This window comes from Pseudomonas syringae group sp. 247E2 (assembly GCF_032587795.1).
In the GTDB taxonomy this organism is placed as follows: Bacteria; Pseudomonadota; Gammaproteobacteria; order Pseudomonadales; family Pseudomonadaceae; genus Aquipseudomonas; species Aquipseudomonas amygdali.
In genome coordinates this window covers 386,271-404,534 of record NZ_JAWHPK010000008.1, presented here as the reverse complement: position 1 = coordinate 404,534, position 18,264 = coordinate 386,271, and the positions used below count along the sequence as shown (strand labels likewise).

At 56.4% G+C, this 18,264-nt stretch carries 15 protein-coding genes, 1 tRNA gene, 2 rRNA genes and 1 pseudogene; 8 read left to right on the top strand and 11 right to left on the bottom strand.

The genetic code is table 11. The annotated features are described in order from the left end of the window. Position 1: 1 nt before the first annotated feature. The 6 genes from nuoI to nuoN are packed head-to-tail and all read left to right on the top strand — an operon-like array spanning position 2 to position 6,274. On the top strand, positions 2-550 hold the full coding sequence (gene nuoI, locus RYC18_RS09060; RefSeq protein ID WP_002554018.1) for an NADH-quinone oxidoreductase subunit NuoI: 549 nt from the start codon (positions 2-4) through the stop codon (positions 548-550). Positions 551-560: 10 nt separating this feature from the next. Then, positions 561-1,070, top strand: coding sequence for an NADH-quinone oxidoreductase subunit J (gene nuoJ, locus RYC18_RS09055; protein WP_004659468.1), 510 nt, complete (start codon positions 561-563; stop codon positions 1,068-1,070). Further along, positions 1,067-1,375, top strand: a complete 309-nt coding sequence (gene nuoK, locus RYC18_RS09050) for an NADH-quinone oxidoreductase subunit NuoK (RefSeq protein ID WP_002554020.1) — start codon at positions 1,067-1,069, stop codon at positions 1,373-1,375. Before nuoJ ends, nuoK begins: the two co-directional genes overlap by 4 nt. Continuing rightward, positions 1,372-3,225, top strand: a complete 1,854-nt coding sequence (nuoL, locus tag RYC18_RS09045; protein WP_004665699.1) for an NADH-quinone oxidoreductase subunit L — start codon at positions 1,372-1,374, stop codon at positions 3,223-3,225. The genes nuoK and nuoL overlap by 4 nt, the downstream gene beginning before the upstream one ends. 39 nt (positions 3,226-3,264) lie before the next feature. Beyond that, positions 3,265-4,797 (top strand): NADH-quinone oxidoreductase subunit M, encoded by a 1,533-nt coding sequence (nuoM, locus tag RYC18_RS09040; RefSeq protein ID WP_004665700.1) that lies wholly within the window; start codon positions 3,265-3,267, stop codon positions 4,795-4,797. 7 nt (positions 4,798-4,804) lie between these two features. Continuing rightward, on the top strand, positions 4,805-6,274 hold the full coding sequence (gene nuoN / locus RYC18_RS09035; RefSeq protein ID WP_316885368.1) for an NADH-quinone oxidoreductase subunit NuoN: 1,470 nt from the start codon (positions 4,805-4,807) through the stop codon (positions 6,272-6,274). A gap of 67 nt (positions 6,275-6,341) precedes the next feature. On the opposite strand, the gene RYC18_RS09030 is transcribed toward nuoN, so the two are convergent. Further along, the gene (locus RYC18_RS09030) at positions 6,342-7,298 is read right to left on the bottom strand and encodes an AraC family transcriptional regulator (protein WP_316885366.1); all 957 of its coding nucleotides are present in this window, start codon (positions 7,296-7,298) and stop codon (positions 6,342-6,344) included. A 120-nt stretch (positions 7,299-7,418) separates the two neighbouring features. Between RYC18_RS09030 and RYC18_RS09025 the strand changes: the two genes are divergently transcribed. Beyond that, entirely contained in the window at positions 7,419-8,342 is a 924-nt protein-coding gene (locus tag RYC18_RS09025; RefSeq protein WP_316885364.1) for an alpha/beta hydrolase, read from the top strand. 103 nt (positions 8,343-8,445) lie between these two features. On the opposite strand, the gene RYC18_RS09020 is transcribed toward RYC18_RS09025, so the two are convergent. The 7 genes and pseudogenes from RYC18_RS09020 to RYC18_RS08995 form a co-directional block, all read right to left on the bottom strand. After that, on the bottom strand, positions 8,446-9,510 hold the full coding sequence (locus tag RYC18_RS09020; RefSeq protein ID WP_004659453.1) for an AI-2E family transporter: 1,065 nt from the start codon (positions 9,508-9,510) through the stop codon (positions 8,446-8,448). Between the two features lie 149 nt (positions 9,511-9,659). Next, a complete protein-coding gene (locus RYC18_RS26395) occupies positions 9,660-10,415 on the bottom strand; it encodes a methyl-accepting chemotaxis protein (protein WP_371911622.1) in 756 nt (251 codons plus the stop codon). A 102-nt stretch (positions 10,416-10,517) separates the two neighbouring features. Next, positions 10,518-11,249 (bottom strand): annotated as a pseudogene (locus RYC18_RS26390) (cache domain-containing protein); the annotation flags it as partial. 215 nt (positions 11,250-11,464) lie between these two features. Further along, on the bottom strand, positions 11,465-12,784 hold the full coding sequence (locus RYC18_RS09010; RefSeq protein WP_004659449.1) for a sensor histidine kinase: 1,320 nt from the start codon (positions 12,782-12,784) through the stop codon (positions 11,465-11,467). Next, positions 12,781-13,449: a response regulator transcription factor gene (locus tag RYC18_RS09005; protein ID WP_004659446.1), complete on the bottom strand. Its 669-nt coding sequence runs from the start codon at positions 13,447-13,449 to the stop codon at positions 12,781-12,783. Before RYC18_RS09005 ends, RYC18_RS09010 begins: the two co-directional genes overlap by 4 nt. Beyond that, positions 13,449-13,757, bottom strand: coding sequence for a PepSY domain-containing protein (locus RYC18_RS09000; RefSeq protein ID WP_002554027.1), 309 nt, complete (start codon positions 13,755-13,757; stop codon positions 13,449-13,451). Before RYC18_RS09000 ends, RYC18_RS09005 begins: the two co-directional genes overlap by 1 nt. Continuing rightward, the gene (locus RYC18_RS08995) at positions 13,757-14,065 is read right to left on the bottom strand and encodes a PepSY domain-containing protein (RefSeq protein WP_316885355.1); all 309 of its coding nucleotides are present in this window, start codon (positions 14,063-14,065) and stop codon (positions 13,757-13,759) included. The genes RYC18_RS09000 and RYC18_RS08995 overlap by 1 nt, the downstream gene beginning before the upstream one ends. Before the next feature lie 214 nt (positions 14,066-14,279). Here RYC18_RS08995 and queD point away from each other — a divergent pair, with 214 nt between their 5' ends. Then, on the top strand, positions 14,280-14,636 hold the full coding sequence (queD, locus tag RYC18_RS08990; RefSeq protein WP_002554029.1) for a 6-carboxytetrahydropterin synthase QueD: 357 nt from the start codon (positions 14,280-14,282) through the stop codon (positions 14,634-14,636). A 129-nt stretch (positions 14,637-14,765) separates the two neighbouring features. Here queD and rrf read toward each other — a convergent pair. The 3 genes from rrf to RYC18_RS08975 form a co-directional block, all read right to left on the bottom strand. Beyond that, positions 14,766-14,881, bottom strand: a 5S ribosomal RNA gene (gene rrf / locus RYC18_RS08985). A 160-nt stretch (positions 14,882-15,041) separates the two neighbouring features. Continuing rightward, a 23S ribosomal RNA gene (locus RYC18_RS08980) occupies positions 15,042-17,934 on the bottom strand. Positions 17,935-18,173: 239 nt separating this feature from the next. Then, positions 18,174-18,249: transfer RNA gene (locus tag RYC18_RS08975), tRNA-Ala, on the bottom strand. Positions 18,250-18,264 lie beyond the last annotated feature (15 nt).

The following is an 18,264-nucleotide window of genomic DNA, read 5'->3' as shown; positions in this document are numbered from 1 at the left end:
CATGTTCAAATATATTGGTGACATCGTTAAGGGTACAGGTACCCAGTTGCGCAGCCTGGTCATGGTCTTCGGCCACGGCTTCCGCAAACGCGACACCCTGCAATATCCCGAAGAACAGGTATATCTGCCGCCCCGCTACCGCGGCCGTATCGTTCTGACCCGCGACCCTGACGGCGAAGAGCGCTGTGTAGCCTGCAACCTGTGTGCAGTGGCATGCCCGGTCGGCTGTATTTCTCTGCAGAAGGCCGAGACAGAAGACGGACGCTGGTACCCGGACTTTTTCCGTATCAACTTCTCGCGCTGCATTTTCTGCGGCCTGTGTGAAGAAGCGTGTCCGACTACCGCAATCCAGCTTACACCGGACTTCGAGATGGCCGACTTCAAGCGTCAGGATCTGGTGTACGAGAAGGAAGATCTGCTGATCTCCGGTCCCGGCAAGAACCCTGACTACAACTTCTATCGCGTTGCCGGTATGGCCATCGGCGGCAAGCCCAAGGGCTCCGCACAGAATGAAGCCGAGCCGATCAACGTCAAGAGCTTGCTGCCTTAAGGAAGTAAAGATGGAATTCGCTTTCTACTTCGCATCCGGTATCGCTGTTGTGTCCACCCTGCGGGTGATCACCAACACGAATCCGGTGCATGCCCTGCTCTACCTGATCATCTCGCTGATCGCTGTGGCCATGACTTTTTTCAGCCTCGGTGCGCCGTTTGCCGGTGTGCTGGAAGTCATTGCCTATGCGGGCGCGATCATGGTCCTGTTCGTGTTTGTGGTGATGATGCTGAACCTCGGCCCAGCCTCGGTTCAGCAAGAGCGTGCATGGCTCAAACCCGGCATCTGGATTGGTCCGGTGATTCTCGGCACGCTGTTGCTGGCCGAGTTACTGTACGTACTGTTCGCCAATCCAACCGGCGCTGCAATCGGTCACACCACAGTCGACGCCAAGGCGGTCGGCATCAGCCTGTTCGGGCCTTATCTGCTGGTGGTGGAACTCGCCTCGATGCTGCTGCTTGCTGCAGCCGTCACGGCATTCCATCTGGGCCGCAACGAGGCCAAGGAGCCAAGCCAATGAATGCTATCCCTCTTGAGCACGGTCTGGCGGTCGCCGGGGTCCTGTTCTGCCTGGGTCTGGTCGGCCTGATGGTGCGCCGTAACATTCTCTTCGTTTTGATGAGTCTGGAAATCATGATGAACGCCTCTGCACTGGCGTTCGTAGTTGCCGGCAGTCGTTGGGCGCAACCGGATGGGCAGGTCATGTTCATCCTGGTGATCAGCCTTGCGGCAGCCGAGGCCAGTATCGGCCTGGCGATCCTTATGCAACTGTATCGCCGCTTCCACACTCTCGATATCGATGCTGCCAGCGAGATGCGCGGATGAATCTTCTCTTTCTGACTTTCGTATTCCCCCTCATCGGCTTTCTGTTGCTGTCGTTCTCTCGCGGACGCATCTCGGAAAACCTCGCGGCGCTGATTGGCGTCGGCTCTATCGGCCTGTCAGCCATTGTCACGGCCTGGGTCATCTGGCAGTTCAACGTTGCACCACCGGAAGGTGGTCACTACACCCAGGTGCTGTGGCGCTGGATGGACGTTGATGGCTTCCAGCCCAACTTCGCGCTGTATCTGGACGGTCTGTCCGTCACGATGCTGGGCGTAGTGGTTGGCGTCGGTTTCCTGATTCACCTGTTTGCGTCCTGGTACATGCGCGGTGAAGCGGGCTACTCGCGCTTCTTCTCCTACACCAACCTGTTCATTGCCAGCATGTTGTTCCTTGTTCTGGGCGACAACCTGCTGTTCCTCTACTTCGGTTGGGAAGGTGTGGGCCTGTGCAGCTACCTGTTGATCGGTTTCTATTACAGCAACCGTAACAACGGCAACGCAGCACTCAAGGCGTTTATCGTTACGCGTATCGGCGACGTGTTCATGGCCATCGGCCTTTTCATCCTGTTTCAGCAATTGGGTACGCTCAATGTGCAGGAGTTGCTGGTCAAAGCACCGGAGCACTTCAAAGTCGGCGATTTCTGGATCGTGCTGGCAACGTTGATGCTGCTGGGCGGTGCTGTCGGTAAATCGGCACAACTGCCACTGCAAACCTGGCTGGCAGATGCGATGGCCGGTCCTACACCGGTTTCGGCACTGATCCACGCAGCAACCATGGTTACCGCGGGCGTCTACCTGATCGCGCGGACTCACGGCCTGTTCGCACTGGCACCGGACATACTGCATCTGGTCGGCATTGTCGGCGGCGTGACGCTGGTTCTGGCGGGTTTCGCCGCACTGGTGCAGACCGACATCAAGCGTATCCTCGCCTACTCGACCATGAGCCAGATCGGTTACATGTTCCTGGCATTGGGCGTAGGCGCATGGGAAGGCGCGATTTTCCACCTGATGACACACGCCTTCTTCAAGGCGCTGCTGTTCCTGGCTTCCGGTGCGGTGATCGTTGCCTGCCATCACGAGCAGAACATCTTCAAGATGGGCGGCCTGTGGAAGAAATTGCCATTGGCCTATGCCAGCTTCATCGTCGGCGGTGCAGCACTGGCTGCCCTGCCGCTGTTGACGGCAGGCTTCTACTCCAAGGACGAAATTCTCTGGGAAGCGTTCGCCAGCGGTAACAATGGCCTGTTATATGCCGGTCTGGTGGGCGCGTTCATGACGTCGCTGTACACCTTCCGTCTGATCTTCATCGCGTTCCACGGCGAAGCCAAGACCGAAGCACACGCAGGTCACGGTATTGCTCACTGGTTGCCGCTGTCGGTACTGATTGTGCTGTCGACGTTCATCGGCGCGCTGATCACTCCGCCACTGGCCGGTGTCCTGCCGCAGAGCGTTGGCCACGCCGGTGGCGAAGCCAAACACAGTCTGGAAATCGCCTCTGGCGCCATCGCCCTGGCCGGTATCCTGCTGGCAGCGCTGCTGTTTCTCGGCAAGCGCCGCCTGGCGACGGCTATCGCCAACAGCGCTCCGGGCCGTTTCCTCTCGGCCTGGTGGTTCGCGGCATGGGGCTTCGACTGGATCTACGACAAGCTGTTCGTCAAGCCGTATCTGGCAATCAGCCATGTACTGCGTAGTGATCCGTTCGACCGCACCATCGGCTTGATCCCACGTCTGGTCAAAGGCGGTCATGACACCATGAGCCGCACCGAGACCGGCCAGTTGCGTTGGTATGCTGCCTCGATCGCCGTGGGTGCCGTTCTGGTACTCGGTGCCGTCGTTCTGGTTGCGATCTGATATGAACCTTGCGAATTTGCGAAAGGAATTGAGCCCGTCATGATTCTGCCCTGGCTAATCCTGATCCCCTTTATCGGCGGCCTGCTGTGCTGGCTGGGTGAGCGCTTCGGCTCTACCCTGCCGCGCTGGATCGCGCTGCTGACAATGACCCTCGAACTGGTTCTCGGCCTCTGGCTGTGGGCTACCGGCAATTTCGGCTATGCGCCGGTGCCTGGCGCCGACCCGACCTGGGCCCTGGAATTTCACCACCCGTGGATCACCCGCTTCGGCATCGACGTGCATCTGGCACTCGATGGCCTGTCTCTGCTGATGATCCTGCTGACCGGCCTGCTCGGCGTGTTGTCGGTACTGTGCTCGTGGAAGGAAATCCAGCGCAAGGTAGGCTTCTTCCACCTGAACCTGATGTGGATTCTGGGCGGCGTGGTCGGCGTGTTCCTGGCCATCGACCTGTTCATGTTCTTCTTCTTCTGGGAAATGATGCTGGTGCCGATGTATTTCCTCATCGCGCTCTGGGGTCACAGCTCTTCGGACGGCAAGAAGACTCGTATCTACGCCGCAACCAAGTTCTTCATCTTCACTCAGGCCAGCGGCCTGATCATGCTGGTGGCGATCCTGGGTCTGGTGCTGGTGCACTTCAATCAGACAGGCGTGATCACCTTTGCCTACGCTGACCTGCTGAAGACCAAACTGGCACCGGGGACCGAATACATCCTGATGCTGGGCTTCTTTATTGCCTTTGCCGTGAAGCTGCCAGTGGTTCCGTTGCACTCCTGGCTGCCGGATGCGCATGCCCAGGCACCGACTGCCGGTTCTGTCGACCTGGCAGGTATCCTGCTGAAGACCGCTGCATACGGCCTGTTGCGTTTCGCCCTGCCACTGTTCCCCAACGCATCGGCCGAGTTCGCACCGATTGCAATGACGCTGGGCCTGGTCGGTATCTTCTACGGCGCATTCCTGGCGTTTGCCCAGACCGATATCAAGCGCCTGATCGCGTTCTCAAGCGTCTCGCACATGGGCTTTGTACTGATCGGCATCTACTCCGGCAGCCAGCAAGCGCTGCAAGGCGTACTGATCCAGATGATTGCCCATGGCCTGTCGGCTGCGGCACTGTTCATCCTCAGTGGCCAGTTGTACGAGCGCCTGCACACTCGTGACATGCGCGAGATGGGCGGTCTGTGGTCGCGTATCGCCTACATCCCGGCCATCAGCCTGTTCTTTGCTGCCGCCTCTCTGGGTCTGCCGGGCACGGGCAACTTCGTGGGTGAGTTCCTGATTCTGCTGGGCAGCTTCGCCAGTTCGCCATGGATCACTGCAATTGCCACGTCCGGCCTGGTGTTCGGCTCTGTCTACTCGCTGATCATGATCCACCGCGCCTATTTCGGCCCGTCGAAGTCCGACGAGGTTCTGAAGGGCATGGACGGACGTGAAATGATCATGGTGCTGGGCCTTGCCGTGTTGCTGGTCGTGCTCGGGGTTTTCCCGCAGCCGTTCCTCGACACATCGGCAGCGACCATGCACGGCGTGCAGCAATGGCTAGGCACTGCCTTCACTCAACTCGCTTCGGCCCGGTAAGAGCGCTATGGACCTGACGATTCAACACTTTATTGCGCTTGCGCCACTGCTGATCACCAGCCTCACCGTTGTAGTGGTGATGCTGGCAATCGCATGGCGCCGCAATCACTCGCAAACTTTCCTGCTTTCGGTAGCAGGTCTCAACCTGGCCCTGCTGTCGATCTATCCGGCACTGAAAGTTGCCCCACTGGTCGTGACACCACTGCTGCACATCGATAACTTTGCCTGCCTGTACATGGCGATCATCCTTGCCTCTACCCTGGCCTGTGTGACCATGGCACACGCCTATCTGGGTGACGGCAAGGCTGGGTATCCGGGCAACCGTGAAGAGCTTTACCTGCTGGTCCTGCTGGCAGCTGCCGGTGGTCTGGTGCTGGTCAGCGCTCAACACCTGGCCGGGCTGTTCATTGGTCTGGAGCTGCTCTCGGTGCCGGTCTACGGTCTGGTGGCGTATGCCTTCTTCAACAAGCGCTCGCTGGAAGGCGGCATCAAGTACATGGTGCTATCGGCCGCAGGTTCAGCGTTCCTGCTGTTCGGCATGGCGCTGCTGTACGCAGAAGCTGGCTCGCTGAGCTTCGAGGGTATTGGCAAAGCCATTGCCGCGACAGGGATGCCAAGCCCGATTGCCAGCCTGGGTCTGGGCATGATGGTCGTCGGCCTGGCCTTCAAGCTGTCGCTGGTGCCTTTCCACCTGTGGACACCGGACGTTTACGAAGGCGCCCCTGCGCCGGTCGCGGCCTTCCTGGCAACCGCCAGCAAGGTGGCGGTATTTGCGGTACTGGTGCGTCTGTTCCAGATTTCACCGGCAGCCAGCAGTGGCGTACTGCATGACGTGCTGGCAGTCATTGCCGTAGCGTCGATTCTGGTCGGTAACCTGCTGGCGCTGACTCAGACCAACCTCAAGCGTCTGCTGGGCTACTCCTCCATCGCCCACTTCGGTTACCTGATGATTGCGCTGGTGGCCAGCAAAGGCATGGCGGTCGAGGCGATTGGTGTCTATCTGGCAACTTACGTCCTGACCTCGTTGGGCAGCTTCGGCGTGATCACCATGATGTCTTCGCCTTACAGCGGACGTGATGCCGACGCGATGTTCGAATACCGCGGTCTGTTCTGGCGTCGCCCTTACCTGACGGCAGTCATGACCCTGATGATGCTGTCGCTGGCAGGTATCCCGCTTACCGCAGGCTTCATCGGCAAGTTCTACATCATTGCCACCGGTGTCGAGTCGCAACTGTGGTGGCTTATCGGAGCACTGGTGATCGGTAGCGCCATTGGCGTGTTCTATTACCTGAGAGTGATGGTCACCATGTATCTGGTCGACAACAAGCTTCCACGCCACGATGCAGCGATCAACTGGGCGCAGCGCACTGGCGGCGTTATGCTGCTGGCCGTCGCGATCCTGACCTTCGTGCTGGGCGTGTACCCGCAACCGCTGCTGGATCTGGTGGTCAATGCCGGTCTGCACGTGGCAGGCTGATCATCTGCAAACAAGAAACCCTGCTATCGAGCAGGGTTTTTTTTGCCTTCGGAAACAGCTGAAATGGTTACCCGTCGACGCTTTTCGCGGCCCGCACAGCGCCTGGCGATATGCCCACCGTTCTTTTGAATGCGCGACTGAAGGCCGCCAATGAACCGTACCCCAGCTGATTGGCAACGGCCTCCACCGAATGCTGCTCGCGGCTCAGGCTGTGCAATGCCAGGCGCATTCTCAGCTCCGTCAGGTACTGCAATGGCGGCTTACCCGTTGCTTCGAGAAAGCGCTGTGCGAACACTGATCGAGAATGCCTGGCCTCATGGGCAAGCGTAGCTACCGTCCAGCGTCTGCCTGGATGCTGGTGCATCATAACGATGGCTCGACTCAGCCGAGGGTCTTGCAAAGCACCGAGCCAGCCCGTGGCATTCCCACAGCCGCCTGCAACCCAGCCACGCACCAGCAGCGCGGCCACGACTTCAGCAAGACGTGCCAGAATGCCTGCGTGCCCAGCCTGTAGCATCAAGGCTTCACGCTCCATTGCCTCGAGCATGGGCCGCAGCTCGGGACACGTCTCCAGCAGAGTGCTGACCTGCATGACATCCGGCATGGCGGCAACAAGCGGCTGCATGCCGCCCAGCTCCAACTCCATGCAACAGCTGAAGATAATCGCCTGATCAACAGCTCCGCCCTCCCCGGCATCTGCCCGATCTTGAACGCCATCGCTGATGCCGGTAGACGGATCAAACCGCTGTACATCGCTTGCAGACGTGTTTTCGGTCGTCAACATAGCGTGGTGCCCACCGCGCGGAATAAGAACCGCGTCTCCGGTATCGAGTTTGTATAGAACGTTCTCAGCGCTGCGTAGCCAGACAGGCCCACGTCCGACGAAATGAAACTGTGCTCGTCCGATTGCGTTAGTGAAGCCAACACCCAGAGGCGGCACAACTTCCAGCCTGCGGAATTGAACGCCGAAAAGACGCATACCGAGCAGCAGCTCGCTGATGGGGTCATTTGACGGGGCTTGCATGGAGAGAGGCCACTTCGAGTTCAGGACGATCAATCAATTTATCAGGATCTTACGTCATAGACCGTCCTACGTCATCGACCTACAGTGCGCCCATCACTTCTGCCGCGTGGAAATAGCCTCATGAATCACATTCGCTTCGTTCACCTGCTGCGCAATACCTTGCTTGCTGCGCTGCTGACCGGACTATCGTCACTGGCCCTGGCAGTAGACAAACACTACACCGTCACAGCCCCTGACGGCGTCGAACTCGCTGTGCAGGAATCAGGCGATCCGAACGGGCAAGCCCTGATTTTCATTCACGGTTTGCTGGGCAGCCGCCTCAATTGGGAAAAGCAGATCGTTAGTCCGCAGCTGCAGCGTTATCGAATGATTACCTATGACCTGCGCGGTCACGGGCTTTCCGACAAGCCCGCTAATACCGAGGCGTACCGTAACGGGCGTCGTTACGCGGACGATCTGGCAGCGGTACTTGAAGCCACGAACAGCAAGCGTCCAGTATTGGTCGGCTGGTCATTGGGGGGCGTGGTCATGTCTAACTACCTCGCCGCCTATGGTGACGCGAAGATCGGCGGCGTTGTGTATGTTGATGGTGTCATTGAGCTTAATGCTGCTCTGATTACAGCCCATCCTCATGTATATGCCGGCCTGAGTTCAGAGGACCTGAAGACACACCTTGATGCAGTACGCACTTTTCTCGGACTGTGCTTCCACACACAGCCAGATGCACCGACTTTCGAACGGCTTTTGTCGAATGCTGCGATGGCATCGTGGACGATGACCCGTGCCACACCTGCAATGACTATCGATGTGGCCAAAGGCTTGCCCAAAGCAAAGGTGCCGGTATTGATGCTGTATGGTGCCAAGGATGAGCTGGTCAACGTTCAGCCCAGCATCGCACGCGCCCGGCAACTCAATGCGCGGATTCTATCGAAGGTGTACGAAAATTCAGGTCACGCGCCATTTCTGGAAGAAGCATTGCGCTTCAATACCGATCTGGCAGCCTTCATGGAGTCGGCTGTCATTGCCGCAAGGGGCTCTGAATGAAGTCTGTTCCAGGCCTGTTACATAAATGAATAACCCGCGCATACCCCTGCCTGATAACGACAGGGGCATTCGCGGGTCTGTATCGGCCATGCGTACCGGTATGTCAGCCTGGCAGCCTGACGGGCTTCTTGGCACCGCTGAACAACCCCCAGCTGGAGATGAACAGTGCGGCCACCAGAGGCCCTATGACAAAGCCGTTCAGACCAAAGACCGACATACCGCCCAGCGTGGAAATCAGGATCAGGTAGTCCGGCATTTTCGTGTCCTTGCCCACCAGGATCGGACGCAGCACGTTATCCACCAGACCGATCACGAAAACGCCGAACAACCCCAGCACTACACCTTGCCAGATCATGCCACTGAGCAGGAAGTAGACAGCCACTGGCGCCCAGACAATCCCCGCCCCCACAGCGGGCAACAGCGACAGGAAGGCCATGATCACCGCCCACAGCAACGCACTCGGGATGTCCAGCGCCCAGAAGATAAAACCGCCCAGCGCACCTTGCGTTACCGCGACCACGACGTTGCCCTTGACCGTGGCACGCACCACTCGAGTGAACTTGAGTTGCAGACGACGCTTCTGCTGTTCGCCCAACGGAAAGGCCGTACGTATCTTGCGTACCAACTCCTGCCCATCTCGCAGGAAGAAGTACAACAGGTACAACATGATGAACACGCTCACCACGAAATCGAAGGTGCCCTGCCCGAAGCTGAACGCTTGAGTCGCCAGATACTGACTGCCCTGCATTGCCCCTTTGGTGATCTTGTCGCGCAATCCTTCAAGATCGCCCATGCCCAGTCGGTCGAGCAGTGCCTGGATCGAATGCGGCAGCAGGTCCTTGAACTCGGCGAGATAACCGGCGATATCCAGTTGCCCGGTCTCGACATTCTTGTACAGCGTGGTGCCCTCCTGAACCAGCAAGGCGCTGATGACGATCACCGGCAGAATCGCAATCACCAGACAGATGGTCAGGGTGCACAGGGAGGTAAGATTGCGTGACCAGTTGAACTTGATCTGCAACCTGCGCTGCACAGGCGCAAAGATGATCCCGAGAATGACCGCCCAGAATACTGCGCCGTAAAACGGCAGCAGAATCCATATGAAGGCAATGGTGACCAGCACCAATAGCATGATGAGGGTTTTATATTGCAACGTGGTTTCGTTCATGTCCTGTCCATGTCAGTAGACCGCGCCTCGCGCCCGGTCTACAGCTTAGTCAGCACTTGAACGTACGAGTGCCATCTTCTATGAAGGCAATATGACCGCGATGGCAGGCGCAGGCTGTTGCGGACATCAGCGCCCCTGCCACGCAAGCATCAGACACGGAACTGGCCGACCAGACTGTCAAGGCGCGAGCCCAGTTCGGCAAGGCTGCGTGAGGTCTGTGCACTTTGCCGGGTTTCGTCGGCGACGCTTTCGACTGCACCTGCGATCTGATGAACACTGCGATTGATTTCTTCGGCAACTGCCGTTTGCTCTTCGGCTGCGCTGGCAATTTGCGCGTTCATCGAATTGATCGTCGCGATCAACTCACCTATGGTCACCAGCGATGTTCCTGCTTCGTTGGCTTGCGCAGAGGTCCCGTCGCCAGCTTCGCTGGAACGGCGCATTGCCGTAACAGCCTCCTGAGTGCCCTGCTGCAGACGGTCGATCATGCCTTGAATTTCCTGCGTGCTTTGCTGGGTGCGGCTGGCCAGCGCCCGAACTTCGTCGGCAACCACAGCAAAACCACGCCCTGCTTCCCCTGCCCTCGCGGCCTCGATGGCTGCATTGAGTGCGAGCAGGTTTGTTTGTTCGGCGATAGAGCGAATGACGCCCAGTACGCTGACGATCGAAGAAACGTCCTTTTGCAGAACATCCAGTGACGAGCCACTTTTGCGGATGTCGTCTACCAGCGCATGAATCTGTCTGATGCTGCCGTCCACAACGCGCTTGGCGGCGCGCCCTTGCTCGTCGGTCTGCTGAGCAGCCACGGAGGCACCCTGCGCGCTCTTGGCGACCTCTTGAGCCGCAGCCGACATCTGATTGATTGCGGTCGCCACCTGATCTGTTTCGTGGCGCTGACGGTCCATGGCGGTTTCCGAGCGCTGTGCCTGGGATGACACTTCTCCGACCAGTCCATTGAGTTGCCCGGTCATTTCACTGACCTGACGAACCATACCGTGGATCTTGTCGACAAACCGATTGAACGAACCCGCCAGATCACCAAGCTCGTCATTACTGGTAATGGCCAGACGCCGAGTCAGATCGCCTTCACCCGCCGCGATGTCATCCAGATTGTTTTTCATCAAACCGAGCGGACGTAGCAGAGTGCCGGCCATCAATATCCCGATGACGCCAATGATGACCAGCACCAGGACGGTGATACCCAAAATGCTGTACAGCATTTCCTTCAGGCGCGCTTCGACGTTCTGCCTGACTTCGGCAACTTTAGCGTCAATGCCGTCTATATTGATGGCAGAACCGATGATCAGATCCCACTTCGGCAGATAATCCGTGTAGCCAATCTTGGGCACAGGTTCAGTCTTGCCAGGCAGGGCCGAGGAGTACATCACATAGTGAGTGCCCGCCTTGCCGACCGCCACCAGTTCGCGGTTGATGTAGACCCCGTTCGCATCGCGGGCGTCATTGAAACTCTTGCCCACGCCATCAGGACTGTTGCTACGGAATATCCGGATTACCTGAGAGTCATAGCCAAAGATATAACCATCCTTGCCATAACTGATGGAGGAAAGCAGCTTGATCGCATTAGCGCGCGCAGTTTCATCACCCGGCGCTGCCGCCTCGTAAAGCGGCTTGATGGCCGTCATGGCGATCGCAACGTAGTTCTGCAACGTTGCTTTGGCTTCAGAGAGCAAACGCTCTCGCGTATCACTGACCTCGCGCTCGGCCTGTCGGTGCAGCATGAACACCGTGGTAGCACTGATCACCAGCGCAAATATCAGAACCGGCAGAACTGCCAGCGACAGAACCTTGGCTTTCAGACTGAGACGCATAGGAGTGGCCTTATGGTTATTTTTATGAGTCAGAGATACCTGTCAGGCTATCGGCGGCATCCGACGGACATTAAGACCTGGCGTATTTTTTTGTATGAACACTCTGAGAGTTGCGGGCTGGCAACTTATGGAGCAGTGCGCTCGGGAAGATCAATGCGTACGCGAAGCCCTCCAGCGGGGCTCTCCTGCAACTGCAGTTGGCCGCCCCAGGCCTCAACGATATCGCGCACAATCCCCAGGCCCAGGCCATGACCGGTAATCTGCTCGTCAAGGCGAGCGCCACGGCTGAACACCTCTGCGCGCTGCGCTTCCGGAATACCGGGCCCGTCATCGTCCACCAGCAGGCTGAAGCCCTGAGCCTGACTGAAAATGCTCAGACGCACTTCACTGTCGGCCCACTTGCAGGCGTTATCCAGAAGGTTGCCCAGCAATTCGAGGATATCCTCCCGGTCCCACGGCAGGTGCATGCCTGCTTCGACATCGTTGACCAAATGAAGGTGAGCACCATGAATCATGCCCAACGTGGAAAACAACCCGGGCAGTTCAGCATCACAGTCGAAACGGGCTCCGGGCAGCGCGTCCCCGGAAAGACGGGCCCGATTGAGTTCACGCTCCAGACGCAGACGGATATTTTCCAATTGCTCCTGCAACGTCTTGCGCAGTGCCGGGTTGCCGTCCAGCTGTCCACTGAGGGCCAGGCTGAGCAATACCGCAAGCGGTGTCTTCAAGGCGTGCCCCAGATTGCCCAGTGCATTGCGTGAGCGTTTCAGGCTGTCTTCAGTATGCGCAAGCAGGTGGTTGATCTGAGCCACAAGGGGCTCAAGCTCAAGGGGAACCTGATTGTCCAGTTGCGAACGCTGACCCTGCTGAAGCTGGAAGATCTGTTCGCGAACGGTTTCCAGGGGACGAAGCGCCCTGCGCACAGTGATGCGCTGCAAAACCAGCACCAGGATCAGCGCCGCGAGGCCGAGCCCGAGCCCGATCTGCTGCATGAGACGAAAGCTCGCCCTGACCGGCGTGTAATCCTGGGCGACGGTAATTGAAATCTGCTTGCCGAACTTTCGGTATTCGCTGGTCAGCATCAACAGCGATTGACCGGTCTTGCCGAGCTCAAGGTTAGCGTGCAACCCCACCCCAGGCTGAGGCAGCTCAAAATCCCACAAAGAACGGGAGCGCCAGTGGCCATGCGGCAAGTCCATGCGGAAATAGTGGCCGGACAGCGGACGCTGATAAGCACCCGACAAACGATGTTCATCCAGTTGCAGCCCGGCAGGACCCCGCACCAGCGCCACCAGCAGGTTCTCGCTCTCATTGCGTAAGCCAGACTCCAGATAGCGCTGCAGGCCCACTTCAAACAACCAGAGACTGGTCTGCGCCATCACCAGGCCGACAACGACCATAACGGCGATAAGACCCAGGCTCAGACGCCGTTGTATGGATTTCAACCTCCGGCTCCGCCGTACAGATAGCCTTGGCCACGGCGTGTCTCGACCACTGCGCGGCCTAGTTTGCGCCTCAGGTGATTGACATGGACCTCGATGACATTGGAGTCACGCTCGTTTTCGCCATCGTACAAGTGCTCAGAGAGATGGCTTTTGGAGAGAATCTGTCCAGGGTGGAGCATGAAATAGCGCAGCAGACGAAACTCTGCAGACGTGAGCTGGATATCAACGCCATCCCGGCTGACACTCTGGCGACCTTCATCCAGATTAAGGCCGGCAGACTCCAGGGTTGGCTGGTTGGCAAGCCCGTGCGAACGCCTCAACAGGGCCTGAATACGCAACTGTAGTTCTTCAGGATGAAAAGGTTTGGTCAGGTAATCGTCAGCCCCCGCCTTCAAGCCTTCTATACGCTCTGACCACGAACCTCGTGCCGTCAGAATCAGTACGGGGGTAGCCAGGCCCTTGCCGCGCCATTGCTGGAGAACTTCAAGCCCGGGCATGCCGGGCAAGCCCAGATCCAGAACAATGAGGTCGTAGGGCTCGGTTGCGCCTTGATAAACCGCGTCACGACCGTCAGCCAGCCAGTCGACTGCGTAGCCTTGCCGTCCCAGCGCAGCGAGTAACTCATCCGCGAGAGGAACATGGTCTTCAACCAGTAGCAGGCGCATCAGTCATCATCCTCGTCTTTCAGCAATCGGCTATCGCGCGCATCGAACTTGAGCTCACGGACAACACCCTGCGGGGTCAGCAACTCGAATTCATACACGTACATGTTATTTTTTTCCTCAAGCTCAGCCTCCAGCAGGCGAGCGCCGGGATGAAGACCCAGCGCGCGCTCGATAAACTGTTCGAGAGGCAGTATCACCCCACGCTGCCGCAGACTGAGCGCTTCATCCTGGTTCAGATCTCTGGCATAGACAAAAGAGCAGGTCAGACTCAAACCAAGGATGACACAGAGACGCTTGTCGACATTCATTAGTTATCCTGATGATTCCTGTAGACCTGGCCCGTAGCGGCGTCTATTTCTAGAACCCACTCAATATCGTGCTTGTCACGCAGCTCGACATTGTAAACGTACCTGCCGTATATATTCTTGAACTGTGTATCAAGAATGCTGGCACCAGGGTGCTTGCTGAGGGCGTTAGCATCGAGCTTTTCAGCAGACTGGAGAGTGCCCGCATTACTGAGGCGCAATACCTCCTGCGGATCGACACCACGCGCCTGGATGACACAAGACGTCAGAACACTTGTCAGGGCCGTCAGCAGGGTTGTCAGCGTTTTCATTACTGGAGGTGTCCATAGCGGTCGATGCTTCTATGGCGATTACCTTACCCCGTACAACTTAACTCAAACTGAATTAATCTGGCCGAGTGCCATCAATCGCACTTGAAAGAATCGTCACACCCAAGCCCTGCATGGAGTTTCAGGCCATTGCTGTTAAACTCGTCGACTGCATTTATCGCGTCTGCGATCGCCATTTTTCCGGGGCCAATACACAGTGGAAATTTTCAAAGAGTTTACCTTCGAGTCAGCACACCGCCTCCCTCACGTACCAGAGGGGCACAAGTGTGGACGTCTGCACGGCCATTCGTTTCGTGTCGGCATACATCTGGCAGGCAAGGTTGATCCTCACACAGGCTGGATCCGCGACTTTTCGGAAATCAAGGCTATTTTCAAACCGCTGTATGAACGCCTTGATCATAATTACCTGAATGACATCCCGGGCCTTGAGAATCCAACCAGCGAAAACCTGGCGAAATGGATCTGGGATGAGCTGAAGCCCCTGCTGCCTGAGCTGTCCGCCGTTCGTATTCACGAGACCTGCACCAGTGGGTGCGAATACCGCGGGGATTGATTCTCCCTGAAAATAAAAAACCACCTCGACCAGGTGGTTTTTTTATATCTACACGGTACGAAAATACTTTAACGCGCCAGACAAACAAAAACCCTCAACGCGTAAGCGATGAGGGTTTTTGGAATTTAATCTTGACGATGACCTACTCTCACATGGGGAAACCCCACACTACCATCGGCGATACATCGTTTCACTACTGAGTTCGGGATGGGATCAGGTGGTTCCAATGTTCTATGGTCGTCAAGAAATTCGGGTACCGAGTCGTGCCTTGCGGCGCGCTTCAGCAAATCGGGTATGTGATAGCTCGGTGCGTTTGTGACGCAAACTTTCGGTTCGTGTCGTCTTCACAGTCACCGCAATCTGATGCTCCTGTCAGGAAGTCGACTCAAATTGCTTGGGTGTTATATGGTCAAGCCTCACGGGCAATTAGTATTGGTTAGCTCAACGCCTCACAGCGCTTACACACCCAACCTATCAACGTCGTAGTCTTCGACGGCCCTTTAGGGAACTCAAGGTTCCAGTGAGATCTCATCTTGAGGCAAGTTTCCCGCTTAGATGCTTTCAGCGGTTATCTTTTCCGAACATAGCTACCCGGCAATGCCACTGGCGTGACAACCGGAACACCAGAGGTTCGTCCACTCCGGTCCTCTCGTACTAGGAGCAGCCCCTCTCAAATCTCAAACGTCCACGGCAGATAGGGACCGAACTGTCTCACGACGTTCTAAACCCAGCTCGCGTACCACTTTAAATGGCGAACAGCCATACCCTTGGGACCGGCTTCAGCCCCAGGATGTGATGAGCCGACATCGAGGTGCCAAACACCGCCGTCGATATGAACTCTTGGGCGGTATCAGCCTGTTATCCCCGGAGTACCTTTTATCCGTTGAGCGATGGCCCTTCCATACAGAACCACCGGATCACTAAGACCTACTTTCGTACCTGCTCGACGTGTCTGTCTCGCAGTCAAGCGCGCTTTTGCCTTTATACTCTACGACCGATTTCCGACCGGTCTGAGCGCACCTTCGTACTCCTCCGTTACTCTTTAGGAGGAGACCGCCCCAGTCAAACTACCCACCATACACTGTCCTCGATCCGGATAACGGACCTGAGTTAGAACCTCAAAGTTGCCAGGGTGGTATTTCAAGGTTGGCTCCACGCAGACTGGCGTCCACGCTTCAAAGCCTCCCACCTATCCTACACAAGCAAATTCAAAGTCCAGTGCAAAGCTATAGTAAAGGTTCACGGGGTCTTTCCGTCTAGCCGCGGATACACTGCATCTTCACAGCGATTTCAATTTCACTGAGTCTCGGGTGGAGACAGCGCCGCCATCGTTACGCCATTCGTGCAGGTCGGAACTTACCCGACAAGGAATTTCGCTACCTTAGGACCGTTATAGTTACGGCCGCCGTTTACCGGGGCTTCGATCAAGAGCTTCGCTTGCGCTAACCCCATCAATTAACCTTCCGGCACCGGGCAGGCGTCACACCCTATACGTCCACTTTCGTGTTTGCAGAGTGCTGTGTTTTTAATAAACAGTCGCAGCGGCCTGGTATCTTCGACCGGCGTGGGCTTACGCAGTAAATGCTTCACCCTCACCGGCGCACCTTCTCCCGAAGTTACGGTGCCATTTTGCCTAGTTCCTTCACCCGAGTTCTCTCAAGCGCCTTGGTATTCTCTACCCAACCACCTGTGTCGGTTTGGGGTACGGTTCCTGGTTACCTGAAGCTTAGAAGCTTTTCTTGGAAGCATGGCATCAACCACTTCGTGTTCTAAAGAACACTCGTCATCAGCTCTCGGCCTTGAGATCCCGGATTTACCTAAGATCTCAGCCTACCACCTTAAACCTGGACAACCAACGCCAGGCTGGCCTAGCCTTCTCCGTCCCTCCATCGCAATAACCAGAAGTACAGGAATATTAACCTGTTTTCCATCGACTACGCTTTTCAGCCTCGCCTTAGGGACCGACTAACCCTGCGTCGATTAACGTTGCGCAGGAAACCTTGGTCTTTCGGCGTGGGTGTTTTTCACACCCATTGTCGTTACTCATGTCAGCATTCGCACTTCTGATACCTCCAGCAAGCTTCTCAACTCACCTTCACAGGCTTACAGAACGCTCCTCTACCGCATCATCATAAGATGATACCCGTAGCTTCGGTGCATGGTTTGAGCCCCGTTACATCTTCCGCGCAGGCCGACTCGACTAGTGAGCTATTACGCTTTCTTTAAAGGGTGGCTGCTTCTAAGCCAACCTCCTAGCTGTCTAAGCCTTCCCACATCGTTTCCCACTTAACCATGACTTTGGGACCTTAGCTGACGGTCTGGGTTGTTTCCCTTTTCACGACGGACGTTAGCACCCGCCGTGTGTCTCCCATGCTCGGCACTTGTAGGTATTCGGAGTTTGCATCGGTTTGGTAAGTCGGGATGACCCCCTAGCCGAAACAGTGCTCTACCCCCTACAGTGATACATGAGGCGCTACCTAAATAGCTTTCGAGGAGAACCAGCTATCTCCGAGCTTGATTAGCCTTTCACTCCGATCCACAGGTCATCCGCTAACTTTTCAACGGTAGTCGGTTCGGTCCTCCAGTTAGTGTTACCCAACCTTCAACCTGCCCATGGATAGATCGCCCGGTTTCGGGTCTATTCCCAGCGACTAGACGCCCTATTAAGACTCGCTTTCGCTACGCCTCCCCTATTCGGTTAAGCTCGCCACTGAAAATAAGTCGCTGACCCATTATACAAAAGGTACGCAGTCACCCAACAAAGTGGGCTCCCACTGCTTGTACGCATACGGTTTCAGGATCTATTTCACTCCGCTCTCCGCGGTTCTTTTCGCCTTTCCCTCACGGTACTGGTTCACTATCGGTCAGTCAGTAGTATTTAGCCTTGGAGGATGGTCCCCCCATATTCAGACAAGGTTTCTCGTGCCCCGTCCTACTCGATTTCATTGCAAAGGGATTTTCGCGTACAGGGCTATCACCCACTATGGCCGTCCTTTCCAGAACGTTCCGCTAATCTCAATACAACTTAAGGGCTGGTCCCCGTTCGCTCGCCACTACTAAGGGAATCTCGGTTGATTTCTTTTCCTCAGGGTACTTAGATGTTTCAGTTCCCCTGGTTCGCCTCTTGCACCTATGTATTCAGTACAAGATAACCATCTTATGATGGCTGGGTTCCCCCATTCAGACATCTCCGGATCACAGTCTGTTTGCCGACTCCCCGAAGCTTTTCGCAGGCTACCACGTCTTTCATCGCCTCTGACTGCCAAGGCATCCACCGTATGCGCTTCTTCACTTGACCATATAACCCCAAGCAATCTGGTTATACTGTGAAGACGACATTCGCCGAAAGTTTGCATTCACAAACTTTACCTTAGCCCGGACACACACCAGTGAAAGAGGTGCCCGGTCTATTTCTTTCTATCACATACCCAAATTTTTAAAGAACGATCTAATCAAAGACTAGAAATCAACATTCATGCACTGATCATCAGGATCAATGGAATGCTCATTTCTAAGCTTTCAAACAGAAGCAGTAAGTGGTGGAGCCAAGCGGGATCGAACCGCTGACCTCCTGCGTGCAAGGCAGGCGCTCTCCCAGCTGAGCTATGGCCCCGTATTTCTACATACC

Bases quoted from the DNA above. Each gene is read 5' to 3' on its own strand.
- nuoL (WP_004665699.1), top strand. From the start codon at position 1,372: ATGAATCTTCTCTTTCTGACTTTCGTATTCCCCCTCATCGGCTTTCTG.
- nuoJ (WP_004659468.1), top strand. From the start codon at position 561: ATGGAATTCGCTTTCTACTTCGCATCCGGTATCGCTGTTGTGTCCACC.
- nuoK (WP_002554020.1), top strand. From the start codon at position 1,067: ATGAATGCTATCCCTCTTGAGCACGGTCTGGCGGTCGCCGGGGTCCTG.
- nuoI (WP_002554018.1), top strand. From the start codon at position 2: ATGTTCAAATATATTGGTGACATCGTTAAGGGTACAGGTACCCAGTTG.
- RYC18_RS09030 (WP_316885366.1), bottom strand. From the start codon at position 7,298: ATGCAAGCCCCGTCAAATGACCCCATCAGCGAGCTGCTGCTCGGTATG.
- RYC18_RS09025 (WP_316885364.1), top strand. From the start codon at position 7,419: ATGAATCACATTCGCTTCGTTCACCTGCTGCGCAATACCTTGCTTGCT.
- RYC18_RS09000 (WP_002554027.1), bottom strand. From the start codon at position 13,757: ATGAATGTCGACAAGCGTCTCTGTGTCATCCTTGGTTTGAGTCTGACC.
- RYC18_RS09005 (WP_004659446.1), bottom strand. From the start codon at position 13,449: ATGCGCCTGCTACTGGTTGAAGACCATGTTCCTCTCGCGGATGAGTTA.
- nuoM (WP_004665700.1), top strand. From the start codon at position 3,265: ATGATTCTGCCCTGGCTAATCCTGATCCCCTTTATCGGCGGCCTGCTG.
- RYC18_RS26395 (WP_371911622.1), bottom strand. From the start codon at position 10,415: ATGGACCGTCAGCGCCACGAAACAGATCAGGTGGCGACCGCAATCAAT.
- RYC18_RS08995 (WP_316885355.1), bottom strand. From the start codon at position 14,065: ATGAAAACGCTGACAACCCTGCTGACGGCCCTGACAAGTGTTCTGACG.
- RYC18_RS09020 (WP_004659453.1), bottom strand. From the start codon at position 9,510: ATGAACGAAACCACGTTGCAATATAAAACCCTCATCATGCTATTGGTG.
- nuoN (WP_316885368.1), top strand. From the start codon at position 4,805: ATGGACCTGACGATTCAACACTTTATTGCGCTTGCGCCACTGCTGATC.